The sequence below is a fragment of the Vibrio sp. 1CM24A genome, assembly GCF_023161725.1.
In the GTDB taxonomy this organism is placed as follows: domain Bacteria; phylum Pseudomonadota; class Gammaproteobacteria; order Enterobacterales; family Vibrionaceae; genus Vibrio; species Vibrio coralliirubri.
The window spans coordinates 214,519-241,008 of record NZ_JALNTS010000003.1 but is presented as its reverse complement, the minus strand read 5'-3'; the positions used below and the strand labels follow the sequence as shown (position 1 = coordinate 241,008).

The 26,490-nt window shown below is 46.5% G+C and carries 20 protein-coding genes; 13 read left to right on the top strand and 7 right to left on the bottom strand.

Annotated elements, in window-relative coordinates:
- Positions 1 to 235: 235 nt before the first annotated feature.
- The 3 genes from MSG38_RS08595 to MSG38_RS08585 all read right to left on the bottom strand — a co-directional run bounded on the left by MSG38_RS08595 (position 236) and on the right by MSG38_RS08585 (position 2,381).
- A complete protein-coding gene (locus MSG38_RS08595; protein ID WP_248401624.1) occupies positions 236 to 667 on the bottom strand; it encodes a GNAT family N-acetyltransferase in 432 nt (143 codons plus the stop codon).
- Positions 668 to 742: 75 nt separating this feature from the next.
- Positions 743 to 1,078 (bottom strand): 5-carboxymethyl-2-hydroxymuconate Delta-isomerase, encoded by a 336-nt coding sequence (locus MSG38_RS08590; protein WP_248401623.1) that lies wholly within the window; start codon positions 1,076 to 1,078, stop codon positions 743 to 745.
- 154 nt (positions 1,079 to 1,232) lie between these two features.
- A complete protein-coding gene (locus tag MSG38_RS08585; RefSeq protein ID WP_248401622.1) occupies positions 1,233 to 2,381 on the bottom strand; it encodes a PLP-dependent aminotransferase family protein in 1,149 nt (382 codons plus the stop codon).
- Positions 2,382 to 2,496: 115 nt separating this feature from the next.
- Between MSG38_RS08585 and MSG38_RS08580 the strand changes: the two genes are divergently transcribed.
- From MSG38_RS08580 to MSG38_RS08550, 7 genes are all read left to right on the top strand, one after another.
- Positions 2,497 to 3,366, top strand: coding sequence for a GyrI-like domain-containing protein (locus MSG38_RS08580; protein ID WP_017077027.1), 870 nt, complete (start codon positions 2,497 to 2,499; stop codon positions 3,364 to 3,366).
- A 209-nt stretch (positions 3,367 to 3,575) separates the two neighbouring features.
- Positions 3,576 to 4,913, top strand: a complete 1,338-nt coding sequence (locus tag MSG38_RS08575; protein ID WP_248401621.1) for an MATE family efflux transporter — start codon at positions 3,576 to 3,578, stop codon at positions 4,911 to 4,913.
- A 220-nt stretch (positions 4,914 to 5,133) separates the two neighbouring features.
- Entirely contained in the window at positions 5,134 to 5,892 is a 759-nt protein-coding gene (locus tag MSG38_RS08570) for an ATP-binding cassette domain-containing protein (RefSeq protein WP_248401620.1), read from the top strand.
- Positions 5,889 to 6,740 (top strand): ATP-binding cassette domain-containing protein, encoded by an 852-nt coding sequence (locus MSG38_RS08565; RefSeq protein ID WP_248401619.1) that lies wholly within the window; start codon positions 5,889 to 5,891, stop codon positions 6,738 to 6,740. The genes MSG38_RS08570 and MSG38_RS08565 overlap by 4 nt, the downstream gene beginning before the upstream one ends.
- Before the next feature lie 62 nt (positions 6,741 to 6,802).
- Positions 6,803 to 8,314 (top strand): ABC transporter substrate-binding protein, encoded by a 1,512-nt coding sequence (locus MSG38_RS08560; RefSeq protein WP_248401618.1) that lies wholly within the window; start codon positions 6,803 to 6,805, stop codon positions 8,312 to 8,314.
- 4 nt (positions 8,315 to 8,318) lie between these two features.
- Positions 8,319 to 10,055: an ABC transporter permease subunit gene (locus MSG38_RS08555; protein WP_248401617.1), complete on the top strand. Its 1,737-nt coding sequence runs from the start codon at positions 8,319 to 8,321 to the stop codon at positions 10,053 to 10,055.
- A gap of 160 nt (positions 10,056 to 10,215) precedes the next feature.
- A complete protein-coding gene (locus MSG38_RS08550; RefSeq protein ID WP_248401616.1) occupies positions 10,216 to 10,458 on the top strand; it encodes a hypothetical protein in 243 nt (80 codons plus the stop codon).
- Positions 10,459 to 10,580: 122 nt separating this feature from the next.
- Here the strand turns inward: MSG38_RS08550 and MSG38_RS08545 are convergent, their stop codons facing one another.
- The 3 genes from MSG38_RS08545 to MSG38_RS08535 all read right to left on the bottom strand — a co-directional run bounded on the left by MSG38_RS08545 (position 10,581) and on the right by MSG38_RS08535 (position 16,697).
- The gene (locus MSG38_RS08545; protein WP_248401615.1) at positions 10,581 to 13,436 is read right to left on the bottom strand and encodes an FAD-binding and (Fe-S)-binding domain-containing protein; all 2,856 of its coding nucleotides are present in this window, start codon (positions 13,434 to 13,436) and stop codon (positions 10,581 to 10,583) included.
- A gap of 148 nt (positions 13,437 to 13,584) precedes the next feature.
- Positions 13,585 to 14,724 (bottom strand): FMN-dependent L-lactate dehydrogenase LldD, encoded by a 1,140-nt coding sequence (gene lldD / locus MSG38_RS08540; RefSeq protein ID WP_050620158.1) that lies wholly within the window; start codon positions 14,722 to 14,724, stop codon positions 13,585 to 13,587.
- A gap of 278 nt (positions 14,725 to 15,002) precedes the next feature.
- On the bottom strand, positions 15,003 to 16,697 hold the full coding sequence (locus tag MSG38_RS08535) for an L-lactate permease (protein WP_050620157.1): 1,695 nt from the start codon (positions 16,695 to 16,697) through the stop codon (positions 15,003 to 15,005).
- 234 nt (positions 16,698 to 16,931) lie between these two features.
- On the opposite strand from MSG38_RS08535, the gene MSG38_RS08530 reads away from it, so the two are divergent.
- The 4 genes from MSG38_RS08530 to MSG38_RS08515 all read left to right on the top strand — a co-directional run bounded on the left by MSG38_RS08530 (position 16,932) and on the right by MSG38_RS08515 (position 23,778).
- Positions 16,932 to 17,849: a LysR family transcriptional regulator gene (locus tag MSG38_RS08530; RefSeq protein WP_048611944.1), complete on the top strand. Its 918-nt coding sequence runs from the start codon at positions 16,932 to 16,934 to the stop codon at positions 17,847 to 17,849.
- A gap of 11 nt (positions 17,850 to 17,860) precedes the next feature.
- Positions 17,861 to 19,915, top strand: coding sequence for a prolyl oligopeptidase family serine peptidase (locus MSG38_RS08525; protein WP_248401614.1), 2,055 nt, complete (start codon positions 17,861 to 17,863; stop codon positions 19,913 to 19,915).
- A 373-nt stretch (positions 19,916 to 20,288) separates the two neighbouring features.
- Complete coding sequence (locus MSG38_RS08520; protein WP_248401613.1) at positions 20,289 to 21,578, top strand: carbohydrate porin; 1,290 nt, start codon at positions 20,289 to 20,291, stop codon at positions 21,576 to 21,578.
- Between the two features lie 181 nt (positions 21,579 to 21,759).
- Positions 21,760 to 23,778: a methyl-accepting chemotaxis protein gene (locus tag MSG38_RS08515; protein ID WP_122082286.1), complete on the top strand. Its 2,019-nt coding sequence runs from the start codon at positions 21,760 to 21,762 to the stop codon at positions 23,776 to 23,778.
- Here the strand turns inward: MSG38_RS08515 and MSG38_RS08510 are convergent.
- On the bottom strand, positions 23,744 to 24,109 hold the full coding sequence (locus MSG38_RS08510) for a hypothetical protein (RefSeq protein WP_122082287.1): 366 nt from the start codon (positions 24,107 to 24,109) through the stop codon (positions 23,744 to 23,746). The two genes, MSG38_RS08515 and MSG38_RS08510, sit on opposite strands and share 35 nt — an antisense overlap.
- 104 nt (positions 24,110 to 24,213) lie before the next feature.
- Between MSG38_RS08510 and MSG38_RS08505 the strand changes: the two genes are divergently transcribed.
- Positions 24,214 to 25,221, top strand: coding sequence for a LacI family DNA-binding transcriptional regulator (locus MSG38_RS08505; protein ID WP_248401612.1), 1,008 nt, complete (start codon positions 24,214 to 24,216; stop codon positions 25,219 to 25,221).
- A gap of 17 nt (positions 25,222 to 25,238) precedes the next feature.
- A complete protein-coding gene (locus MSG38_RS08500) occupies positions 25,239 to 26,486 on the top strand; it encodes an extracellular solute-binding protein (RefSeq protein ID WP_248401611.1) in 1,248 nt (415 codons plus the stop codon).
- Positions 26,487 to 26,490 lie beyond the last annotated feature (4 nt).

Sequence of the window (26,490 nt, the reverse complement as noted above, 5' to 3'; positions counted from 1 at the left end):
TCCAGAGCGGTTGCCTGTTTTGATCAGAACTGAGTATTTCAACTTAGTTCTGTCTTGTTGGCTTATTAAAATCAGGCGCAGTATAACCAAGGCGGTGCGGGACAAAAACCAACCAAACGTAGGGCTATATAACATCATTTTTGGTGTGGCTTTAGGTGTGGTGAAAAGGCCGTTATTTGATAAGGAATGTTAGCTCAAATAAGCAGTGGTGTTTTGTTGCCTATTGAATATTCGGCTAAGCACTTATGTAGTATCTCATCTCAATGAGTTGGTGTTCTCCGACGATTTCTACTTCACGAATGAACTCAAAGCCAAACTTTTCATAGTAACCCTTTAGGTATTGATGGGCGTGGATTTCAATGACTTTGGCACCATGTTCAGAGGCGTGTTTTAGAAGTGCGCGAACAATTTTAGACGCGGTACCAGATCCTCGATAAGGCTGCAGAACAGCAACTCGCGCCATGGTTGAGTGTCCTGATTCATCAATGTGCAAGCGTGCCGTCGCGACTAAATTATCTTCATCGGTGATGAGTGCATGATGTGATACTGGGTCTAACTCATCAAGATCTAATACCTGTGGGATACCTTGTTCAACAACGAATACTTGATGACGAATGGACTGTGCTTTCGTTATCAATTCTGGGTTGTTACCAATCACCAATTCCATTTCATTGCTCCATGCTGCTAACGAATGTTTTGAAAATACCCTATTTGTGAGGGGCTGTACGTTTGTAACTTGTCCTTAAACTAAGGCTTTTGAATAGCTGCTTGTCTCTATATCGATGATCTCTACGGTCAGTGAAGTATTGGATAGTGGAAGAGTAAGTAATTGGTCCAAAATGGACTTGGAGAGCATCGCTTTAACGCTTTCGTTACGCCCAGACAAAATACGCACAGAGACATGCACGAAGTCTTCTTTTACTTCACCGGTTTGGTAATGCTGATAGGCAAGGCTGCGTACTTTGATGTCTTCTCCTGTTGGTGAGAACAACTGAGACTCCATCGCGCCGAGAAACACTTTTTGGTTGAGTTGCTGACCATCAATAGTGGATGAGTGTTCGATTATACAATGCGGCAAACTGATGTCCTTTCTGTGCTTTATGGAGACCTAAAATTAAGGCCAATGTGATTCTCTTGTTGAGAATGACATTGGCCTTTAATGCTGACTGGTGACAGCTTTCTCGTTAATAAGCCGATCAGGCAATCACCAAAGCGGCCAGTACTGTCAGCGATTACGCTTGGTTAAGTACTTCTGCTAAGCGTTTTACCGCTTCAGTCAATTCTTCAGGGTTGGCGTTGGTGAAGTTTAAGCGCAGTGCGGCTTTGGCTTCATCGGCTTTTGGATAAAATACTGGGCTTGGTACAACCGCCACGCCATTCGATAGCAAGGTTTTCGCCAGTTCGAAGGTGTCGCATTCTGGGATCTCAACCCAAATGAACATCCCGCCATCTACGGCTTTTAACACGCAATCTGCAGGCAGTTGTTTCTCTAGCTCTGAGAACAGCACCTCATAACGAGATTTGTACAGGGTGCGAATGTTTTCCATATGCACGCCAAAGTCTTCATGTTTTAGAAGACCAACAAGCAGCGCTTGCATTGGTACACTTGAGTGTAAATCCGCGCCTTGCTTCACTTTGATCAGTGGTTCAAGGTAGCTGCGTTTTCCTGTTACTGCGCCAATACGTAAACCTGGCGATGCAATCTTAGAGAATGAACGAAGAACGATAGAGTTATCAGGGCAGAACGAAGAAACCAACGGCAGTTCTGTACCTGTGAAACGTAGCTCACGGTATGGTGCATCTTCGATGAATGCCACGTTGTATTTGATACACAGCTCAGCGACTTTTTGACGAGTTTCTATTGCCCAGCACACACCTGTTGGGTTGTGGAAATCAGGCACGGCATAGAACATCTTCGGTGATTGCTGTGCAAAGCACGTTTCCAGCTCGTCTAGGTTCGGGCCAAATTCAGTTTGAGACACGGTCGAAATGTTTGCTTGAACTAGGCCAAACACCTGCATCGCACCTAAGTAGCTTGGCGCTTCCATCACAACCACATCACCCGGGTCAACATACGCACGCGCAATCAAATCCAAACCTTGCTGAGAGCCAGTACAAATCATTGCTGTGTGTGACTCTGGCAACTGGTAGCTTTGTGTTAGGTGGTCAAGCAACGGGCCGTAACCGGCAGTAGAACCATATTGGAAAACTTCAGGCATGTTCGCTAGGTTTTCTAGCGTTGGCTTCATTAAATCGATTGGGAATGTTTTCTCGTCCGGTAAACCACCGGCCAATGAGATGACATTTGGATCACTTGCGGCTGCGAGGATCTCTCGAATGTATGAAGATTGAATCTGTTGTAATGACTGTGCGATTTCCATGTGTTGTGTCTCGTCGTTTATCGTTTTTATTCTATCGCTTGATATTACACGGCAATTGTAAAAACTAGCGTGTCCGTTTATGCTCTTAAACATGTCCATTTATGCTATTTAAACGATGTCACGTCAACACATATCGCGAATCAATGATGTCTTGTTCCATATTCACCAAGACATCAGTCAGCCTTTGTCTGCAAAAGAGTTATCTGAGATAGCGGCCTATTCAGAACAGCACTTTCATCGCACCTTTAAAAGTGTGGTTGGGGAGTCGTTGCATCAATATATCCGACGCACTCGAATGGAGTATGCAGCCAACCAATTGATGTTTGATACCAGCTCGTCTGTGGTTGAGATCGCTCATAAATGTGGCTTTAGTTCTGTATCTTCGTTTAGTCGAGCATTTAAAGCGACCTTCAATATGTCGCCCGGAGAGTGGCGTAAGCATGATTTACAAGTAGCAGAAAAGCCCTATTTGAAAGATCCCGAAGTGGCGGCGGGTTATTTGAATGTGGCGCAGCGAGTGTTACCCGAGCCCAAGATTATTGAAGTGCCTGAACGCATGGCGGCCTATGTTCGACATACGGGCTATAACCGATCCATTCGCAATGCGTGGTTGATATTGAAAGCGTGGGCGAATTCGGAACAGCGTGATTTCTCGAGTCAATTTGGTTTACATCACTCAAACCCTGCTTGGGTTGAGATGGATCAGTGTCGTTATGTCGCGTGTATCGCGATTGATGAGCCGATTAAGTATCGCAGTGTGGTAAACCAGATGGTGATTCCGGGCGGCTTACATGCGGTGTTTCGACTGAATGGTCGCTATGGAGAACTGCTCCCACAGATCAGTATGGTGTTAGAAAAGTGGCTACCCACATCTGGTTTCAAACAGCGCTCGACTCCCGCGTATGTGCATTATCATCAGAATCATTTTCTCAACACCGATGAAGTGTTCGAACTCGATTTCTACCTTCCCGTGAGCTTTTACTAATCGATGGTTGTGCTGTTTTGTTGAACCAGACTTTGATCTTTTGTTGAGAAAAATTAGCACAACCAATAGCAGCCAACGATTCTATGCAGTTGGACTAAGATAAAGATACTTTGTTGATAATCTACTCTAAGTAAATGATGACAACGTACGGATTAAACGATAGCATTTCGTTCTAATTGCAAATAGTTCTTAATATCACTCGATAGAATATGACCATTACCCACAAAGATTATCTGAAAATCGCTTTCCCTTTCATCATCTCAACGGTGACACAACCTCTGTTAGGTGCGGTGGATACCGCTGTTATCGGCCAACTTGGTATTGCTGAATTGATTGGTGGCGTAGCGATCGGCACCATTATTATGAACACCATGTATTGGTTGTTTGGTTTTTTCCGTGTCAGTACCACGGGGCAAAGTGCGATGGCACTGGGTAAGGGAAACCGCACTGATTTGACGGGTAGCTTGATGCGTCCGTTCGTGCTGTCTGGTTTGGTGGGGTTGATCTTTATCTTGATACAACCACTCATCTGGCAAGGCGCAATGTGGGTGATAGAGCCTGAAGCCAATGTGGCCGAGCACGCGCATATCTACTTCAGTATTTTGATTTATGGTGCGCCTTTCGTGTTGCTTAACTACACCATTATTGGTTGGTTAATGGGACAGGCGAAAGCCAAAGAAGTTCTTTATACACAAGTGTTTGGTAATGTGTTGAACATTGTCTTGGATGCGGTGTTTGTGCTTTATTTCGATTTGGGTGTCGCAGGTGTGGCTTACGCAAGTTTGATTGCACAAATTACCACCTTTGCGATCGGTGTGACCTTGGTGATGAAGACCAGCAATATCTCGATCTCTGAGTTCCTGCAAGGCTCGAAGATGACTAAGAAAGACCTATCGAAGATCATTTCATCGAATACTGATTTATTGCTTCGCACCATTTGTATCTTGGTGTTCTTCAACATGATGGCGCGTACGGGCTCTAGACTGGGTACGGATGTTCTTGCGGCTAACGCGATCTTGATGCAGGTGACCTTCATTGTCAGCTACATGTTTGACGGTATTGCTAACGCATCAAGTGTATTTGCGGGTAAAGCCGTGGGACAGAAGAATCCTTCAATGTTGGATCGAGTATTAAGGCTTAACTTCCAATGGACGGCAGGTTTCATTGCTGCGCTGACGCTTTTAACCCTGATATTCAAAGACATGATTGTTTTCTTGTTTACCGATATTCCAGTGCTGGTTGCCTTGTATCAAGAGATGGCCCCGTGGCTGATTGTGTTCCCGCTAGTGGCTGGCTTTGGCTTAACGGTTTACGGCATCTTTACCGGAACGGGAACCACGCGTCCGGTTAGAGACTCAAGCATCGCGACTTTGTTGGTATTCTTAGCGGTACAGGCATTCACCATCGATATTTGGGGCAATCATGGTTTGTGGCTTGCGTTTACTCTGTTCTATCTTGGGCGTATTGCGTTCCTGTATCCGTTCATCGCACAAGTTAAGCAGAAGTGTTACCCAGTCGAAGATGCAGCACAGGGTGCCATTAACTAAGCTGTCTAATCGCCATTTTTAATACATTATTAATATTTTATGAAAGCGCTTTACTATTTTTATACGATAAATTTGGTGAGCGCTTTTTTGTATGTAATGACTCACTATAAATGGTCAATAAAATTGTAAGTAAAACGCGATACAGTTCAATGTCCGCTTTTCATAGTCTCAGCCAAATGATAAGATTGTTATGTTATAACATCTATCTATGAGTATCTGCGTGAACGCCCCACTTTTGTCTGTTGACCACCTAACGATCAAAACCTCTTCGAGAACCCTTTTTCAAGATATCCACTTCGATGTTTATCGCGGTGAGTTGTTGGCGATCATGGGACCTTCAGGCATTGGTAAGTCGATGCTTTCTCGCGCTATTGCCGGGTTTCTGCCTGAGACGATTGAAGTTGAAGGTCATATTTCTCTATCTGGTGAAGCGGTGTGTGGTTTGCCTATGTTGCAAAGAACTGCCGCACAGCGCCCCGCAGTTATCTTCCAAGATGCGCTTCAAGCTTTGAACCCTCTGGTTTCAATAGAAGGTCAACTCTGCCTTGCCTTGACGGGAACTCGCACTAAGCTTAAATCAAAAGACAAAATCAAAATTACCGAGTTGCTGATTCAACTTGGTTTTCCTAATCCAGAAACCATCTTGCCGTTGTACCCGAGCCAAATTTCGGGCGGGCAACGCCAACGTGTGTGTATTGCGATTGGCTTGCTGAGTAACTCCGATATTATCATCGCCGATGAACCAACCAGTGCGTTAGATCCGGTGACAGAGCAAGAGATACTTAAGCTGATTCGACACAATGTTAAACAGCGTCAAATTGGTGGTTTACTCATCACCCATGACCTGCATAGCGCGTTGTCGTGTGACAAGCTGTTAGTCATCGATGATGGTGGTGTGGTGGCTTACGGTGCACCAAAACACGCACTTGAGTCGAGCTCTCACGCTTTCTGCTGTTCATTGAGAGACTTAATCGAATGAGCTCGACCTTACCACTAAACTCAGAAGCCTCGCCATTAATGCCAGTGACTGATTCAGAAACACAAACACCGATAGAGATTAAGTTCGACAATGTGAGTATTCACTACTACTCCGTACCAAGTTGGTTGGGTGGTAAAGCGTTCAAAGCGCTACAGAACATAGACCTTAATGTTGAAGACAAAAGCCTAGCAATTGTTGGGCGTTCTGGTGCCGGTAAATCAACGTTAATTGAACTGCTATTTGGCCTTAAAGCGCCAACCGTTGGTCAAATAAACTTGTTCGGTTATTCGCTCCCAATTCGCGATAGCAAAGCGCAAGCAACGGTGTGTCGGCTGATTCAATTGGTGCCTCAAGAGCCCCACACTAGCCTCAACCCTTACTATACCGTTCGACAGATCTTAGCCGAACCGCTAAGAAACTTAGATGTTTCGGGTAATCATGAAGCCATCATTGAAGAGGCGCTTTCAGACGTTGGATTGCCTGCCAGTTTGCTCTTACTGAAACCTAATCAGCTTTCTACAGGTCAAGCTCAACGTGTGGCTATTGCTCGGGCTCTTGTCGTTAGACCCGCTGTGCTGGTGGCCGATGAACCTACTGCCAGCCTTGACCCTGTGAATCGCCAAAGGTTGTTGGACTTGGTTAATTCATTGAAAAAGAAGCGTGATATGCGCCTTATTTTGGTTACGCATGATCTCGGTGCGGCAAAAGCTCTTTGTGAAGAAATACTGGTTCTCGACCATGGTGAAATGGTCGAGCACGGACCGACCGATCAAGTGATGGGTACACCTGCTCACCCTGCAACTCAGATGCTGATCGAGTCTCAGCCTCTTTCGAAATCTACTTGTTAAAACAACCTTATTTATTAACGAAATACATCTTATTAAAAAATACAGCTACAGAGAAAATAACTATGCGTTTTAATTCAATCAAACTGGCTTGCACGCTTGCGTTGGCTCTGCCTTTGACGGGCTGTTTTGACTCTCAGCCAGAGTCGAGCGATGCCGCAGTAAAATCTGAAATCCGAGTTGCGATGATGCAACCGCCAAGAACGGGCTTATCACCACTTTCTGATGATGCTTTTAAGCTATCTCGTTGGAGTACAGCAGAAACTCTGGTTAACCTGAGCCCAACCTCAGAAGCAGAACCTATGCTAGCAACGGATTGGAAACATCTTGATCCTCTGACTTGGCAGTTCACGATTCGCCAAGGCGTTAAATTCCATGATGGTTCGACATTAACGGCAAACTCTGTAGTGAACTCTCTACAAAAAGCGCTTGAAGCAGCACCTAAGCCACGCATCCTAGATGGTGTAGAGCTAGAAGTGAAAGCGATGGACAACTACCGCGTAGAGATCAAAACCAGCTTTGATGACCCTCTTCTACCAAGCCGTTTATCAAGCCCTCAATTAGCGATTCTTGCAGCAAGTGCTTATCAAGAAGATGGCCGTGTTAGCCCAATTGGTGCAGGTACTGGCCCGTTTGAGCTGACTGAAATCAACGGTACAACCAGCGCGAAACTGAAACGTTTTGATGGCTACTGGGGTCAAAAAGCACAGGTTGAATCTGTGATTGCAGAATACGTTCCGAACGGTTTTGCGCGCGCTGCGGCTCTAAGAACCGGCACGGCTGACGTCGTTGAAGCGGTACCCGTTTCACAAATCGCGACTATTGATCCGAACCTACTTTACGAAGTGGCAATGCCTCGTACTAATACGCTGTACCTGAACAACAAGTCAGGCGTGTTCAGTGATATCAATTTGCGTAAGGTTGCGGCAGCTGCAGTAGACCGTGAGCAGATCGTGAACACTGTTTATGAAAAACACGCGGATATCGCGCAAGGTCTATTAGGTCCTGCACTTGCTTGGGCTGAGCCAATTCGACCTGAAGGTCCGGCAGTCGACAAAACGCTAAAAGCGAACGGTGAAAGCATTGTTATCGGTACCTTTACCGACCGCGCAGAGCTTCCAGAAGTGGCAGCGCTACTGAAACAACAACTTGAAGCGGCTGGTTTCAAGGTTGAGCTGGATATTCGTGAATACGCTCAGATCGAGAACGATGCGCTATCTGGTAAGTTCGACGCGTTTATCCTTTCTCGTGCAACGGTTCTAGATTCGGGTGACCCAGTGGCTTACATGATGAGTGACTTTGGCTGTAAGGGTTCTTTCAACCTTGGCCAGTTCTGTTCTCAAGAAGTAGACCAAGCGCTGACTCACGCTGACCTACAACCACTAGGTGCACTACGTCAGCAAGCGATCATCGAAGCTGAGCAAAAAATCTTGAACGACTTTGCTGCGATTCCACTGCTTCACGAACGTGTGATTCAAGGTGAAAGCAAGCGCGTAAGCAATGTGGTTCGTGACCCAAGTGAGCGCCGTTTAGTTGACCAAACTACACAGATCAAACAAGTGAAACAGGCTAACTAAATAAATGTTATCTGCTGAGACTCTGCGTCGAACTCTATTTATCTTGACGCCTTGGCTATCAAGAATAGCGTCACTGATTGTGGTGGTGATTCTTGTTGGTTTGATGCCTGACATTGCAGGCATCGACCCAAGCCAATCCATCCTTCGGGCTAGGGCGGGGCAACAACACCTGCTGACGCCTGAAGCTTTAGCGGCGGTACGCGCTGATCTTCAGCTTGACCGTTCAGCCATTGAGCGCCTGATCGACTGGGTCGGAAGTGCTTTTTCAGGTGATCTAGGTAAATCATGGATTGATGGTTCCTCGGTTGCATTAGGCATTCAAAAAACAGCGTCTACGTCTCTGTTTTTGATGTCTAGCGCATTGGTGATGACTTTCGTACTGTGTGGTGCAGGCTTACTTGCTACCTTACGCAGTTGGAAGAAGGGCAAATTAGGGCAGAGTTACAGCAGTTTAAGCACCGTATTAATATCGTTGCCAGAGTATGTGGTGGCCTCGGTATTAATATTGGTGTTCTCTATCTGGTTAGGTTGGCTACCACCGTATGGTTGGCAAGGTTGGCAAGACATATGGCTACCGAGTTTAGCGCTCGCACTGCCTGCAAGTGGCTTGTTTAGTCGCCTACTCAGAGACAGTTTACAACGCGTTCTCAATGAACCTTGGGTGATCACTTGGCTCAGTGCCAACGTTCATTCCAATCAAATTATTCGCTTTGCGCTGAAAAGAGCGCTGAGCAGTCTGATCCCGCAAATCGCGATGATCGTGATTGGCTTAACTGGTGGCGCAGTCGCGGTTGAGCTTATCTTCTCGATCCCTGGTATCGGGCGCATGATTCTTGGTGCAGCTAAGGCGCAAGACTTACCAACGCTGCAAGGCGGCTTATTGGTGTTGCTGCTATTTTCAATTGCCGTGAGCAGCATGAGCTTGTTTGTTCAGCAATTGATTCTTGGCCACAGCCTGAAAAGCGGCAAGCTCATCAGTAGCCACTCTTCGTTTCGTTTTACCCAGAACCGCGCAAAGCGTGTCACTGCTTTTGCGATCTTCTCTTTCCTAATTGCTATCGTTGTATGGGCTGCATTCCGAGACCCATACACTAGCCAATTCGCACGTTTGGCATCACCTAGTTGGCAAGCGCCTTTGGGTGCGGATGGCATTGGCCGAGACTTACTGGCGAGAATCGGCTCGGGTATGATCTCGACCTTCCAAGCGGGTATCTTGGCAACGTTTTTGAGCTTGGTGACGGGCATCGTCATGGGCTTCAATACCCGCTTTAGCCAAGGCCTTATCGAGATCACTAAGGGCATTCCTTACATCATTGCAGGTCTGTTGGTTGCGGGCTTAACGGGCATGAATCCGAACAGCGCATTAATCGCGATTGTATTGGTGTCGTGGGCGCCGTTAGCCGCCCACTGCTCAAGTTTAATCGTAGAAGCCAAGGCTCAACCATATACGCATCTCGCGCCACTATGGGGAACTAGCAAGCTTCGAATCTTCCGTTTCTACTTGCTTCCTTATGTATTGCCACCTTTGCTAAGGCACGCGATGTTGAGGCTGCCAGTAATCACATTGAGCCTGACCTCGCTTAGCTTCATCGGCTTGGGAGCTAAGCCTCCTGCACCGGAATGGGGTTTGATGATTGCAGAAAACTTGCCCTACATTGAACGCGCGCCATTAGCAGTCATGGGCCCAATTGTTGGTCTGATCCTGTTAGGTGCTGCAATTAATATGATGTTTGATGATTAACGAAAAAGTGCAGGCTGCTTAAGTTTTCTATGTGCTATTCGATTGAGTGTTCGATTTGCTTTTTATATTGTAACCTTGAGCCTGTTTTTTTGAATTGGCTTTCGGATCGGTTGTCGATCGGTTTTTAGCTTAGTTAAGTGTTCAGCGTTAAGGATTCAACATGTATCTCGTTTTGTATTGCCACAATATTGGTATGACCGACTTTTCTTTCTTTGAGACGGAAGATTTTGATAAAGAAGATGGCTATATCGTGCGAGGTAAATGGCCGAATGAGAAAGCGTTTCGTGATTATTTAACTAAAGAGTTTGGTGACATGAATGAGTTCCAAGTGATCGACTTAATCTCCAAAGGTGCAGAAGCAGAACACTACTCGCCAGAAGAGTTGATACGCCTAGCTCAGTAGCCGTTAGCTCAGCAATATCTAGCTCGGTAATGCGTTTTAAATCGAATAAAGAAATGGCAGCCTGATTGGGCTGCCATTTTTCGTTTTAGGTTTAAGTTAATACCTTTGCGCTATGAACGATGCTATTGCGCGACTTCGTCCACCAAGTACAAGATTGACTGATACGGAATACCACTGTGATGTGACAAACCGATCTCACAGGTTCGGCTGTTGCTGAAGCCACGAGTACAGTTGCTCGGCACTTGCTCTTTGAGTGGGTGTACCGCCGCTTCATTCAGCTCTGGCGTGGTAAAACCTTTATCACCTGCCCAACCACAGCATTGAATATGCTCAGGAACGATGACCTCTTCGGTACAGGCTTTAGCAAGGTTCAACATCGCGTCTTCTAAACCCATTCGACGAGAGCTACAAGTCACATGCAGCATTACGGTTTCTTTAATTGGCTCAAGTGTCAGGTGCTCAAGCAAGTATTGGTTCACAAACCCTGTCGGTTCTAATACCTCTAACGGTTTGGTGAACTGTTCAATACTGCGTTTAGCACATGGGCTGGTATCCATTAAGACTGGGTATTCACCCTGACGACTGGCCTGCCACAACACTTCTTCGAGCTGTTGCGCTTTAGATTGGGCTAAATCGGTCATCCCTTTGCTGTCGTAAGGCATGCCACAACATTGGTCGTCTAGCTTCTTCGGAAGAATTACCTCGAATCCTGCTTTTTTAAGCAGAGACATGGTCACTTCAGTTAGAGGACGTTGGTCGCCCGCATCGCTTTGTTGCCCCATGGTTCGACTGGCACAGGAAGGGAGGTAAACCACCTTCTTATGATTGCTTGAAGATTCTGCCGTCACTGGTGATGAGGTTGGCGAGTGACTATTGGATTGCGGCATCTCAGGCATCCAAACCGGTGTCGCGCCTTTAGTCATTGAGCGCAAGCCATTGGTTAGCTTGCCGACTGTATTCGCACCTAGAACCTTACTCGCCACTTGATTAGTTTTGAGGCCAGCCTTAGTCAGCTTGGTGGTGGTCGAGAAGTGCTCCGCTGTCCACTTAGCAATTGGTGTGAACTTCTCATATTTGGCGATACGAAGCTTCTTCACTAAATCGCCAGTGTTGATGCCCACTGGGCAACGCTCCGCACATAGGCCTGTCGCAGCGCAGGTATCAATGCCTTGGTATTCAAAAGTCTTCTCTAGCTCGCTGGCTTCTATCTCTTCTCCTGCCGCACGGCGGCGTTGTAGCTCGCGATATAAAACAATACGTTGGCGAGGTGATAAAGTCAGCGTGCGAGAAGGGCAAACAGGTTCACAGAAGCCACACTCAATACAGCGGTCGACTAGATCATCGGCGGCAGGCATCGGCTTTAAGTCTGTGATGTGGGCGTTTGGATTGTCGTTGATGATAACGCCGGGGTTAAGCAGCCTTTCTGGGTCGAACAGTGCTTTGATCTGTTGCATCAAGGCATAGCCATCTTTGCCCCATTCTAATTCCACATAAGGTGCCATGTTTCGGCCCGTGCCGTGTTCCGCTTTCAGTGAACCTTGATATTTCACTGCAACCAGCTCGGCAACGTCGTCCATGAAACCGCCGTAACGGTCGATCTCTTCTTGGCTATCGAAGCCTTGGGTAAACACAAAGTGCAGGTTGCCTTCGAGTGCATGGCCGAAAATGATCGCCTCGCTGTAGTCGTATTTATCGAACAGCTCTTGCAGCTCTCGAATGCCGTTAGCGAGGTTTTCAACAGGGAAAGCAACGTCTTCAATGATGACGGTAGTGCCGACTTCACGCACTGCGCCAACTGCTGGGAACATGCCTTTTCGGATGCCCCACAGAGTCGCGACTGTCTTCGGATCGGACGTGAAAGGGACCGATTCAACAATCGTGTAATCAGCCAGTGCATCCAAAATTGATTTACATTGTAAATCTAAGTCCTGCTGGGAGCTGGCGTGTGATTCAACCAAAATAGCTGCGGCTTCTAAATCCAAGCTTGGCATAAATGCAGGCATACCCGGTTTATCAGCCACTGAACGTAGTGCTCTGCCATCCATCAATTCAACAGCAGCAACCGGCGTTTTTGATAGCGTAGTCACGGCTTTACTTGCTTGTTCTATGTCGGCAAACACCAACAGCGCCGAAGCCTTGTTCGGATGTTCGATAACCGTGTTGTAGGTGATCTCTGCGATGAAGCCTAGCGTGCCTTCTGAGCCAATCATCAGATGTTTGATGATCTCAATTGGGTCGTGGTAATCAACTAGAGCATTGAGCGCGTAGCCGGTGGTATTTTTGAGGCGGTACTTGTGGCGGATTCTGTCTGCCAGTTCTTGATTTGAGCTTGTCTGGCGGTGTAAATCAATAATGCCTTCAAACAGCGCTTTGTGTGATTGCTTGAATGCTTCAACGCTGGCGTTATCTGCGGTATCAAGCAGGGACCCATCACTCAATACGATTTTCATGCTCTCGACGGTGCGATAGGAGTTTTGCGCAGTACCACAACACATGCCGCTGGCGTTATTCGCCGCTATGCCACCGATTTTACAGGTGTTGATTGAGGCTGGATCTGGGCCGATTTTACGTTGGAAAGGGGCAAGGTATTTGTTGGCATCAGCGCCAATTACACCGGGTTGAAGGATGATTTGATTGCCGTTATCGACAATCTCGTGGCCGCGCCAGTCGTCGGTCAGGGTGATAAGTACCGAGTCTGAAACGGCTTGTCCTGATAGGCTGGTACCCGCGGCGCGAAACGTAAAATGAATACCCAGTTCGCGACAGCTTTGAATGGTGAATATCACTTCGTCTAAGTTCTTGAGCCTTAGCACCATTTTCGGCACCAAGCGATAGAAACTCGCATCGGTGCCGTAAGCCAAGCGCTTTGCCTCTTGCGTGACAATGCGTTCCGTTTCTATTTTTTGAGCCAGTATCGATTCAAGCTGCTGATAAGCTTGTACGTCTACTACTCGCTCATGGGATGTGTTTGTCTCCATCTTTGCTTCCTTGTGCTTCTATTTGGCACTGATTTGTTTTTATTTTATTTTCCAGTGCTTAAACGGTGTCACAACGGCAGTGGAATTGCTGTGACACCGATTGAACTTCAGTCTAAGTAGACCAAAGCATTACAGTGAATCAACGGACTTAATCTAATCCCACCAAAGATTCACGAGTTAAGTCTTTGATTGTCTTGGCGCCTGTCAATGTCATCGCAACGCGCATCTCTTTGTCGTAAAGGTCGAGTAGGTTTTCAACACCTGCTTGTCCTTGTGCCGCTAACGCATAGACGAAAGAACGGCCAAGTAAGGTGCAATCTGCGCCCATCGCCATCATGCGCACTACATCTAAGCCAGTACGAATACCAGAGTCGACCAGAATCTTAGTGTCGCCTTTTACTGCGTCTGCAATTGCAGGCAGTGCTTTGGCACTTGATAACACACCATCAAGCTGACGACCGCCGTGGTTTGAAACTACGATACCGTCTGCGCCAAATCTCACGGCGTCTTTTGCATCTTCTTCATCAAGAATGCCTTTGATGACCATAGGGCCGTCCCAGAAATCACGGATCCACTCTAGGTCTTTCCATGAAATTGATGGGTCAAAGTTGTCGCCCAACCAACCGATGTAGTCTTCCAGTTTGGTTGGTGAACCGCGGTAAGTAGAGATGTTGCCAAGATCGTGAGGCTTGCCGAGTAAACCAACATCAACGGCCCAGCTAGGATGACGCATCGATTGGAATACACGACGCATTGCCGCATTCGGGCCACTCATTCCTGAGTGCATGTCACGATAGCGAGCGCCGGGTACTGGCATATCCACGGTGAAGACCAGCGTTGTAACGCCAGCGGCTTTTGCGCGTTCAAGAACGTTCTTCATGAAGCCGCGATCTTTTAATACGTAAAGCTGAAACCACATTGGGCGTTCAATCTTGGGTGCGACTTCTTCAATCGGGCATACCGATACGGTCGACATGGTAAAAGGAATGCCTTTGTTATCGGCGGCTTTTGCTGCTTGTACTTCACCACGTCGTGCGTACATGCCTGTTAGACCAACAGGAGCCAGTGCGATTGGCATTGCGAGCTTTTCGCCAAACAACTCGGTTTCCAAATTTAGGTCCGACATGTCATTAAGCACACGTTGCTTGAGCGCGATCTCTGCCAGATCAGCCGTGTTGCGGCGTAGGGTATGTTCTCCGTAAGAACCGCCATCAATGTAGTGGAAAAGAAACGGTGGCAATTTCGATTTTGCTGCGGCGCGGTAATCAGTCGATGCGGATATGATCATAATTTCAGTCCTAAATTCTTGGGATGTTGCTCTTCTATGAGAGCTTGGTTTGGGCTGCTTTAATTCTTGAAAGTAAGTGTTCGATCTTGCTTAAGCTTTGAAGCTGTAAACGATAAAACGATAAAACGATAAAACGATAAAACGGGAAAATGGCGTTAATACCCGAGGGTGTTGATGTGTTTCAGTATCCATTCCGAAACTCATCAACTGTCTTATTAGACGGTGTTGCAGTCGGGGAATTGAGTATTAACGCCAAGTGCTTTGTAACGACTTATGGTTTACATAAGTGCGTCTGTCATTTTGAAGCCGTAGATAACCACTAGGCCGATGATCCCTGTCATCACCAAGTAGTAGAACGTTGGGATGATTGTCTTACGTAGCGTTGCACCTTCACGTCCTAGTAAACCTACCGTTGCCGATGCCGCTACTACGTTGTGAATCGCAATCATGTTACCTGCTGCTGCACCAACCGCTTGCAGAGCGACAACCACCGCACTAGAGATAGTCAGAGTTTGTGCCACTTCAAACTGGAATTGGCTGAACATCATGTTTGAAACTGTGTTCGAACCTGCAATGAAGGCACCTAACGCGCCAACCGTTGCACTCAGTGCTGGGAATGCGCCGCCAACTAGGTCAGCTGCAAAGTTCGCAGTCGTTACCGGCATACTTGCCAAATCAGCGCCGTTCACACCAGAGTTAATGAAGATACGTACCATCGGGATGGTGAACACCAACACAAAGCCTGCGCCAATCAGTGTTTTACTTGATTCACCAAAGGCTTTAGCCAGTGGAGCTGCGCTGCGAGATTGCATTAGAACCGCAACCAGCGCGACGAAGACTAAGATGCCGCCCGGTAGATATAGAGGTTGAATCGCTGTGCTTACGCCTGTCTCGCCTAGGATGTTGCTGAACGAAAGGCTCACGCTCTTAAGCAGGCCTTTGAACTCAGGGCTTACACGGCTAGCAACTAGAGTGACAGCAAGCAGCACGTAAGGTGCCCATGCCATCGCCATGCTCATTTTCTTATGGTTTTGATTGTTGTCATCAAGGTCGATTTTCAGAGAACCTAGCCATTCTGCTGGCCACTTGTCTTCGCTTTCAAAATCCCATTTTGATTTTGGTACGAGGAAGCCACGTTTTGCTGCAGTAACCACAATTGCTAGGCCAACCAAACCACCAATCAGTGATGGGAATTCAGCGCCTAGGAAAACACCTGTTAGTGCGTAAGGAATAGTGAAAGCAGCACCTGCGAAAAGTGCGAATGGCAGGATATCTAGACCTTCAGTCCAGCTTTTGTTTTTACCGAAGAAGCGAGTCAGCATCATTGCCATCAATACAGGCATCATTACACCAACAGAAGCGTGAATCAGCGCAACGCTTGACGTGATTTGTTGTAGGTAAGCATCCCATGTTGAGCCATGAGCAATCAGGCTTTCACCGATGTTGTGCGTGTCCAAACCTTTGTTCACACCAACGATGATAGGTGTACCAACCGCGCCGAATGATACTGGCGTAGATTGGATCATCATGCCCATCAGTACCGCAGCAAGTGCAGGGAAGCCGATAGCAACCAGCAGTGGTGCAGCGATGGCAGCTGGTGTGCCGAAGCCAGATGCGCCCTCAATGAATGAACCGAAACACCAAGCAATGATGATTGCTTGAACACGACGGTCAGCGGATATATCAGTGAATCCGTTGCGGATAGTGGTAATGGCTCCGGTGTGTTTCAAAGTGTTTAATAAGAAGATGGCGCCGAACACAATCCAGAGAACCGACACGGTAATGCCGAAGCCTTGGAATACAGAAGCCAGCACGCGAGTGCCAGACATGTCCCAAGCAAGTAGGGCGATAGCAACGGTTAAGGCAAATGCCACAGGCATCGCTTTTTTTGCAGGCCAGTTAAGGCCAACCAGCAGAATCGCTGCAACAACTATTGGTGAAAATGCCAATAGGGCTAGTAGAGTTTCACTCATGGGTACTTCCTCGTACTGTTTTCAAACGTTCATGTTTGAAGTAAAGATCACGTTATGGTTTGTCATTATTTGAATCGCTTTGGCCTCTAAACGGGAACCTTCTTTAGGCGAATCTTGTAATTGGAATGACTGTTTTTGTAATTGTTTTGTTAATTTGGCGTGAATTTACCCCTTTATTTTTTATTGATATAGGGAAATAATGAAAATAATTAATTCCAAAATTGGCATAATCAGATGCGAGCAGACGATTTGATCCTGTTTTCACAGGTGGTAGAACTGGGCAGTTTCAGTAAGGTGGCAGAGCAAAATAACCTTACAAATTCGGTAGTTAGTAAAAGAATTGCGCGTTTAGAGGAAGAGATTGGTGTGCAATTATTATATCGAACCACGCGTAAATTGACCCTGACTGAGGCGGGCAAGGCAATGTTACACGGGGCCAAAAATGTGAAGCAGGCAGCTCAAGAGGCTATGGACGCAGTTTCAGGCTTTGGTGAAAATGTCAGTGGTCATATCAAAATGTCAGTGCCTACTATCTCCGGAGATTTGATTCTCGCAGACGCTGTGGCCGAGTTTTGTAATATGCACCCAGGTTTAACGGTCGATATGTCTCTGAACAATCGCTTTGTCGACTTGGTAGAGGATGGTCTCGACTTGGTGATTCGAACCGGCTACTTGGAAGATTCAAGCCTCATTGCCCGTCATATTTTGGATTCTCAATGGGTGGTTTGCGCTTCTCCATCTTATATTGCTAAGAACGGTAAGCCGATGTTACCTAAAGACTTGGTGCAACATAACTGTCTGCAATACGCGTATCAAACAACGGGTGCCAGTGAATGGCAGTTCCTGCATAGTAAAGACGGATGTACTGACAACGACAAATACATCGTGCGTGTCTCGGGTTCATTTTCTACCGATAACGCCACGGCACTTCGTAAAGCGGCGTTGGGCGGCCATGGTGTGGCGTACGTGCCACGTTGTCTGGTTTATCACGATATTCGTAATGGTCAGCTGGTGGATATCTTCCCTGACTTAGTGGGCAAAAAGCTCGGTATTTATGCGGTGTACCCTTTTACGCGCCAACCACCGAACAAGATTAAGTTATTGATTGAACACATCAGAACCCGTTACCTGACGATTTCACATTATTTTTAATAAGGATCACGATGAGCTATCTAAAAGAGTATCCAGTCACCAACAAACAGATCGTCAGCGATGACTATTTTGGCCAGATAATCGAAGACCCGTATCGTTGGTTAGAAGATGATAGAAGTGACGAGACCGCGCAGTGGGTAGCGAGTCAAAATGAGGTCACGTTTGATTACCTTGCTCAAATTCCGTATCGCGCTGAACTGCGAGAGCGATTGGCGAAAGCGCAAGACTACAAAAAGAGCTCGCAGCCGTTTGTGCGAGGTGATTACACCTATTTCTATAAGAACGATGGCCTGCAGAATCACAGTATTCTCTATCGTCAGAAAGAGGGGCAGCAGGTTGAAGTCTTCTTAGACCCGAATACCTTCTCGGAAGACGGCACCACATCTCTAGGCTCGGTGTCGTTTTCTAAAGACTACAGCTTAGTGGCGTACAGCATTTCTGAAGGTGGTAGCGACTGGCGCAAGATCTTCGTTATTGATACCGAGACTAAACAGCAGCTTGAAGCCGAAATCACTGACGCTAAATTTACTGGTATTTCTTGGTTGGGTAATCGCGGCTTTTATTACTCTAGCTATGACAAGCCAGACGGCAGTGAACTTTCTGCTCGTACAGAACAACACAAGCTGTACTTCCATGAGTTGGGCACAGATCAAGCTAGCGACAAGGTGATCTTTGGCGAAAGCAACGATGAGCAGCATCGCTATGTATCCGGGTACACCACCGAAGACGATCGATACTTGATCATCCTCGGCAAGGAGTCGACATCAGGTAATCGACTGTTCTATATCGATTTAAAATCATCAGAGCAGTCATTGAATACACTGATTGATCATGTGGATAGCGATACGTACCTCATCGATAACCAAGACCAAGTCTTCATCTTATATACCAACTTAGATGCGCCAAACGGCAAGGTCGTGAGCTTTGATACCTGTGCTGGGAAGTGGCTTGATATCATCCCTGAGAAGCCACAGCCATTGGACATCAGCACGGGTGGTGGTTACTTGTTTGCGCACTACATGGTGGATGTGGTGTCTAAAATTGATCAGCTGGATTACCAAGGTAACTTAGTTCGAGAACTTCACATGCCTGGGATGGGAACGGCCAGTGGCTTAGGTGGTAAAAAAGAGCAAACCCAGCTTTATTACACCTTTACCAACTATGTCACGCCGCCAACGATTTTCTCATTCGATGTCGAAACGGGCAGTTCAGAAATCTATCAGCGCTCTGAGTCTCCGTTTGAATCGGATAAATTTGAGTCTAAACAGGTCTTCTATACCTCAAAAGATGGCACTCAGGTTCCGATGCTTATCTCTTACAAAAAGGGATTAAAACTAGACGGTAGTAACCCAACCATGTTGTACGCCTATGGCGGCTTCAACGTGAGCCTAACCCCTTATTTCTCTGGTACGGTAGGCAGTTGGTTAGAACTTGGTGGTGTGTATGCCGTGCCTAACTTACGTGGCGGCGGTGAATACGGTAAGGCATGGCACAAAGCTGGTACTCAGCAGCAAAAGCAAAACGTATTTGACGACTTCATTGCCGCAGCGGAATTTTTAATCGAAGAAAACTACACCAGCAGTGATACGTTAGCGATCCGCGGCGGTTCTAACGGAGGTTTGCTAGTAGGCGCTTGCATGACACAAAGGCCTGAGCTGTTCCAAGTGGCTCTGCCTGCCGTTGGGGTGTTGGACATGTTGCGTTACCACACCTTCACGTCTGGTGAAGGCTGGGCGTACGACTACGGCACATCAGCACAAAACAAAGAGATGTTTGAATACTTACTTGGCTATTCTCCCGTTCACAATGTGGTGCGTGGCGTTGATTATCCGGCGACTCTTGTTACGACGGCTGATCACGATGACCGCGTGGTGCCAGCTCACTCTTATAAGTTCATTGCAGAGCTGCAAGATAAGCATGAAGGTGGCGCGCCCGTGATGATTCGTATTGATGTTAATGCGGGCCATGGCGCCGGAATGCCGCTCAGCAAAGCGATCGATTTAACCGCCGATATCTACGCATTTACTCTGTTCAATATGGGGATTGAGTCTCTAGATTCACTTTAGCGAATGCTTGATTCTAGATAACGGGCTATTTTACTCAGACCAAAAAACCTCAAAATCTGCCTTAGATTTTGAGGTTTTTCATATATATGAAAACCAATCAAAACTGCACCATATTTCCTTCACTTTCACACACTGTTTTCCGTGATAGCCGCCACCATTACTGATGAAATGAAAGCGATTTCAAGCTGATATTTCACGCAATGTCAATCCTAACCTGTTGATCTTAAATTAGTAGTTTTCGTCATGGATATTCTAAAAGTTTCATGGATTTTAGGCTGATTTATCAGTGTGAACAGCGACCAACTTTTCAACGCTTTCATTGCTTAATATTTCCCTGTTCGATAAAAACTCAAAAAAATAATAGGGAATTACAATGCAAAAATTTAAGCTTTTGCCAATAACAGTCGCAGTGGCGGCGTCGCTTGCTTCACTCTCTTCTTTTGCTGCTGATACTGATATCGAAGCATTAGAAAAACGAATTCAAGAGTTAGAATCTAGGGTTGTGGATATTGATTATGTTAACGATCAACAGCCCGCAGTCCTAACTGCAGAAACTAAGGTGCCAGAAGGCATCGTCTTCTCTGGTTATGCTCGTTACGGCGCTCACTACAAGAGCGGTGATGAGCGTTACGTAGACATCGGTACAACAGGTCGTTCTGTCGGTCGTTTGGGTAACGAAGCCAATGGTGGTGAGGTTCAGTTAGCTAAGCTTTTCCAAGCTGACAACGGTGCGATTTGGGACGTCGTATTCATGGCTGACCACTGGGAGGCAGACGCTTGGGCTGACGACGGCGGCTTGAGCATGAAAAAAATGTACGCTGGTGTAACCAATGTATTTGAAAGCCAACCTGAGCTTTATATGTGGGCTGGTCGCGACTTCCATCAACGTCCGCAACAAGGTTTGAACGATTACTTCTGGATGACACACGATGGTCAAGGTGCAGGCTTTAACAATCTAGATTTCGGTGGCGCTAAGCTGGATATGGGTTTTGTGGGCCAAGTGAAAGGCGGCCTCGTTAACGACAACGGTCGATACGCAATCACTTCTAAACTTCACTCAATTAACGCGGGTATCGGTCAACTAGACCTATATGCGAACTATGGTTTTGCTTCAGATGAAGCCGACTCAGACGTAGCGGGTGATCCAAAAGTCAGTGATGAAACAGCATATCTAGTAGGTGCAACTTTAGGGCTGGGTGAGTCTAACAAGTTGATTGTTAAGTATGGTGACGGTGCAGACACTTCGGTTTATGACCTGAAAGGCGACTACCAGACTTTGTACGCAAGTGTTGAAGGTAGCTACGCAGCATCAGACAACTTCATCATCGATTACTTAGTGTCGTACAAAGACAACTCCGGCTCAGACTTAGATCGCGAGAACACGGAATACGCAGGTATCGTTCGTCCCCAATACCAATGGGATGATGTTCACTCTACATGGTTAGAAGCTGGCTACGGCATGGTTGATTATGATGATGACGGTGAAGAGAACGCGTGGAAAGTAACGCTGTCTCAAAACGTTTCTCTAGGTGGCTTACCTTGGAGTCGTCCAATGCTTCGCTTCTACACAACCGTGGGTGATGTAGAAACGAAAGGCAACACAGTGAAGACAACCAATGTTGATACATTATCGTTCGGCGCAATGTTTGAAGCTTGGTGGTAATCACAAGCTAGCATCAGCAGCTCTTTGAATTAGGCATATTTTCAAAGAGCCTGTGTTTAAAAGTAGTAAAGACTGTCCATTTTAGCCCTAAAGGCAGATTAATTAGGGTACGTTTCAATTAACTCCATTCTTGGGCACATTCTTTGTGCCCTTTTTTTCGCCACTAGATCAAGGATTCACCATGAGACTTTCTTCCATCGTGTCTCGAGTATATTTAGGTTTCTTTGTACTGATTGTGATCATGCTGGGCTCTGCATGGTTAAGTATCAGTAGCAATAAAGACATAACGACTCGAATCGAAAACATCACCCAGCAAGCCACCCCATTAATGCTTCAATCATCTACGCTGACGATTCGATTCTTGGACATTAATCGCAGCACCACACCCTACTTGTCCGCTAATTATGTTGATGAACTGGAGCCACTGAAGCAAACTTTCTTAAACAACATCAAGCAATATCAGCAGCAATTGAGCTGGTTCGAAGGCAAGGGTGAGGCTGGTTCGCAAATGGAAGCCATGCTCAACAACATCACTCAAACTGGCGTGTCGACGATCGATAAGATAGAGCGGGTATTGGAGCTTTACGTTGAGTATTTGGATAGCAAAGATCTCGGTTCGATGGAGCAGGCGCAATTTCAATCTGTAGTGGGGCAGCTTAACAATACCTTGGTGAATCAACTCGCGAGTGCAGATTCGGAGCAGACACAAAAGGCAGTCGAAGCTCTGTTGGTGCAATTGAGTTTGATCGCATCGGAAGCTAACGAAGCGTTTTCACTGCAAACGTCATCGGAAGTACGCGGTGTTGAGCGCCGCCTGCAAAGTCGCAAAGAGCGATTCGAACAAGCGGTAGCAGATTTAGACAACCTAGATTCATCTTTGCTGCGCCGCAGTAAACAGTCTTTATCACTGCTCGCTTCACATGCGTTTTCAGCCAATGGTTCAGTATCTACCCATAAAGAAACCGTTAAACTCGATGAATCTATCTCCCTCCAAAAGCAGGAAATTGAACAGTTGATTGATGTTCAGCTAAGTCACTTTGATGAGCTGTCTACGTACGCTGAAGATACTGCGACGCGCTTGTATCATGAGTCGATGGACTCTTCACAGCAAGCCCTTGTGATGCAGAGCGTTATTGCACTTTCTTCCGTACTTATTGCACTGTTGATTGGGTTGAATATTGCCAAAGGGATCCGTAAACCAAGCAAGCTGCTGCAAAGTGCACTCGACCAAGTTGCCAATAAAGACTTGAGCACGATGGTGCAATATCAAGCCAATAATGAGTTCGGTTCAGTTAGCGACAAGGTCAACTTAGTGATCAGCCACCTGACTCAAATGATTGATAACATGCGTCAGTCGTCTACACGCTTAAAAGAGGCGTCTTTAGAGAACCAAAGCACTAGCCGCTCTTTGAGTGAGGCGATGCAAGACCAAACCAATCAAACGGTGATGGTGGCAACAGCTATGGAGCAGATCGAGTGCTCGGTGACAGAAATAACTCAAGCCGCGAATCAAACGCTAACGCTTGTGACCGAAGCGGTGTCGAGTTCCAGTGATGGCCAGAAGACGATGGATAAAAGCGTCGAGTTGATGGGCAGTTTAGAACGTAAGTTGGCAGAATCAACAGCGACCATTGGCCAGCTCGAAAGCGAAAGTGCCAGCATTGGCTCCATTTTGGATGTGATATCTGGGATCTCCGAACAAACCAATTTGTTGGCATTGAATGCCGCCATTGAAGCCGCTCGAGCGGGAGAACAAGGGCGCGGTTTCTCTGTGGTGGCTGATGAAGTTCGCGTGTTAGCGGCCAAAACCAATGCGTCAACGCAAGAGATACACAATAAGATTGAACAGCTGCAAACCAGTTCTAAATTGGCGGTGGAACAAATCAATCAATGTGTGGTGGGGATGGTTCAATGTGTTGAGCAAACGGGCGAAGTGAATCATTCAATTTCAACGGTGTCTGATCTGCTTAATGAGGTTGAGCAAAGGAGTCATCAAATCGCGACTGCAACCACGGAACACCAAGTGGTTGCTTCTCAAGTCACACAAAACATCAGTCAGATACACACCTTGGCAGAGGACAACTCTCAACGATCTCAGGTTTTGTTTTCTCATGGTCAACAGCTTGAAACCATGTCGCAGCAGCAATTCTCACTAACTCAAGAGTTTAAGCTCGCCGAGCAATCAGAAAATACGGTTTAGAGGAGACTCTACCCTCTTCCATGCCCAGCTTTTTCTGGGCATTTTTGTGTCGGGTCAACGGAGCATTAATGTGAGTGCTCATGAGAGGAAATGTTCTCATACAATTTCGAAAGGCCATTGAAATAACAAGGTCACTTTCCCCGTGTATATTGCCGTCAGCTGCGGATTCATCATCAAATGACGCTTTAAAAAAATGAATTTTGGCGTACTTCTTTGATCTGACGAGCAAGTAATCGAACGTCATATTGATAATATAAACAATAATCTCATGAAACAGTTTCATGGCGTAAAGTGAATCTGTAAGCGCTTTCATGATTTCCACAACTGGCATTTTTACCTCCAACTTTAGTGTGATGACACTCACTTCAACTAAAACGTAATTTCTTAATAATCGTTTTGTAAGCGGTTACAAGCTAATGAAGTATCGAGGTTCGAGTGGCAACAATTAAACACGTATCAGAACATGCAGGTGTGTCTCAAGCGACAGTGTCTAGAGTGATTAATGGCACCAGTAGAGTGAGTCACGACAAGAAGTTAAAGGTTGAAAAAGCGATCAAAGAATTGGGTTATCGCCCGAACTCTATCGCTCAGGCTTTGGCTTCAAGTCGTACCGGAAGTGTGGGTGTTGTTGTTCCAGAACTGGGCGGGTCTTTCTATTCAGGCATCTTGCATTGCATAGAGGAAAACCTACGCCGCTTTGGTTACCACGCTGTGGTTACAGCGGGTTCGAACACCGAACAAGGGCAGCGCGAGTCTGTGGAGTTTCTGTTGGGGCGTCGTGTCGATGCTTTGATTCTTCATACTCAACTGCTCTGTGATGATTATTTAATTGAATTGGAAGAACAGGGGACCCCTGTGGTTTTAATTAACCGCTTCATCCCAGAAATGGCGATGAGTTGTATTGATATTGATAACGAAGTCGGGGGGCTACTCGCTACTCAATATCTTTTGCAAAAGGGACATACAGATATCGCGTGTATTACCGGGCCTTTAGATAAAGCAGATGCTAGGGGGCGTTTGCAGGGGTATCGAAAGGCTTTGGAAGAAGCGGGTGTGCCATACGATGAGGCCCTAGTCTCGGAAGCGGGCTTTACTGAAGAGACGGGCATCAGCGCTATGAAGAAGCTGATGAATCGTAAGTGTCATTTCACAGCAGTATTTGCTTCGAATGATCACATGGCATTCGGCGCCTTTGAGGTGCTGCATCAAGAGGGACTGTCAGTTCCGAAAGATGTATCACTGGTGGGCTTCGATAACACCATCTTCGCGCGTTATCTGACCCCTAGTTTGACCACCATTAATTTCCCTATTGAAGAGATGAGCGTTGAAGCAGTACAGCTCACTCTACAGAAGCTAAAAAAAATTAAACATGACGTGAACTTTAAATTGCTGCCGACGTTGGTTACTAGAAACTCGGTATCGGATTTACCAGTTACCCTATAAAATATTAAGGATAGAACATGAAATTTAAGACCTTGGCGCTCTCATGCGCGGTTGCTTTAGGATTAGGTACAACGGCTGTGAATGCGGCTGACAAAGAGATTCGTTTCGACGGCTTCCCTGATTTCGATAGCAGCTTGAAGGTGTTATTGCCTGATTTCGAGAAGAAGACAGGGATTAAAGTTGATTACCTTATGAATAACCATGGTGACCACCACACGAAACTAACGACTAACCTAGCTACGGGCTCTGGTGCTGGCGATGTGATTGTTGTCGACGTTGAGAAAATCGGTCCATTCGTTGGCTCTGGCGGTCTAGTTAACCTGTCTGAAAACTACGGTGCAGATAAATACGAAGAACGATTCGCACCTTACGCATGGGCACAAGGCAAAGGCGCTGACGGCGACATGTACGGCATTCCTGTCGACCTAGGTCCAGGTGTTATGTACTACCGCACCGACGTATTCGAAAAAGCGGGCATTGATGTAGAAGAAGCAATCAAAGATTGGGATTCATACATTGCTGCTGGTGAAAAACTAAAAGAGCAAAACGTACAACTTATTGCTTCAGCAGCCGACGTCGCGCAAGCAATCATCTTCACGACGGTTCCTGAAGGTGAAGGTCTGTACTTTGATAAAGATGGTAACCCGGTTGTGACATCAGAGCGTTTTGTTCACGCTTTTGAAGTAGCAAAAGAGATTCGTGACAAAGGCTTAGACGGCCGCATCCTAGCTTGGTCTAACGAATGGTACGAAGGCTTCCGCAACGGCACATTTGCAACTCAACTATCTGGCGCTTGGCTTCTTGGTCACCTAAACAACTGGATTGCACCGGAAACTAAAGGCAAGTGGGCAGTAGAAAACCTACCTGATGGTATCTACGGCAGCTGGGGTGGTTCATTCCTTTCAATTCCAACTCAATCAGACAACCCAGATGAAGCTTGGGCGCTTATTGAATACATGACGACAGATCGTGAAGTACAGCTTAAGCACTTCGAAACGATTGCTGCTTTCCCTGCGAATACAACAACGTATGACGATGAGCTGTTCCAAGAAGAGATGGAGTTCCTAGGCGGACAAAAAGCCCGTCTACTGTTTGCTGAAGTGGCACAAAACATCAAACCAGTATCTCCAGCACAAGGCGACCACGTTGCACGTTCTATTATCTTAGAGAACGCTTTGATGGAAGTACTTGATGAAGGCAAAGACATCAAGACAGCGCTTAAAGAGGCAGAGCGTCTAATCAAGCGTCGCACGCGTAATCTTTAATTTG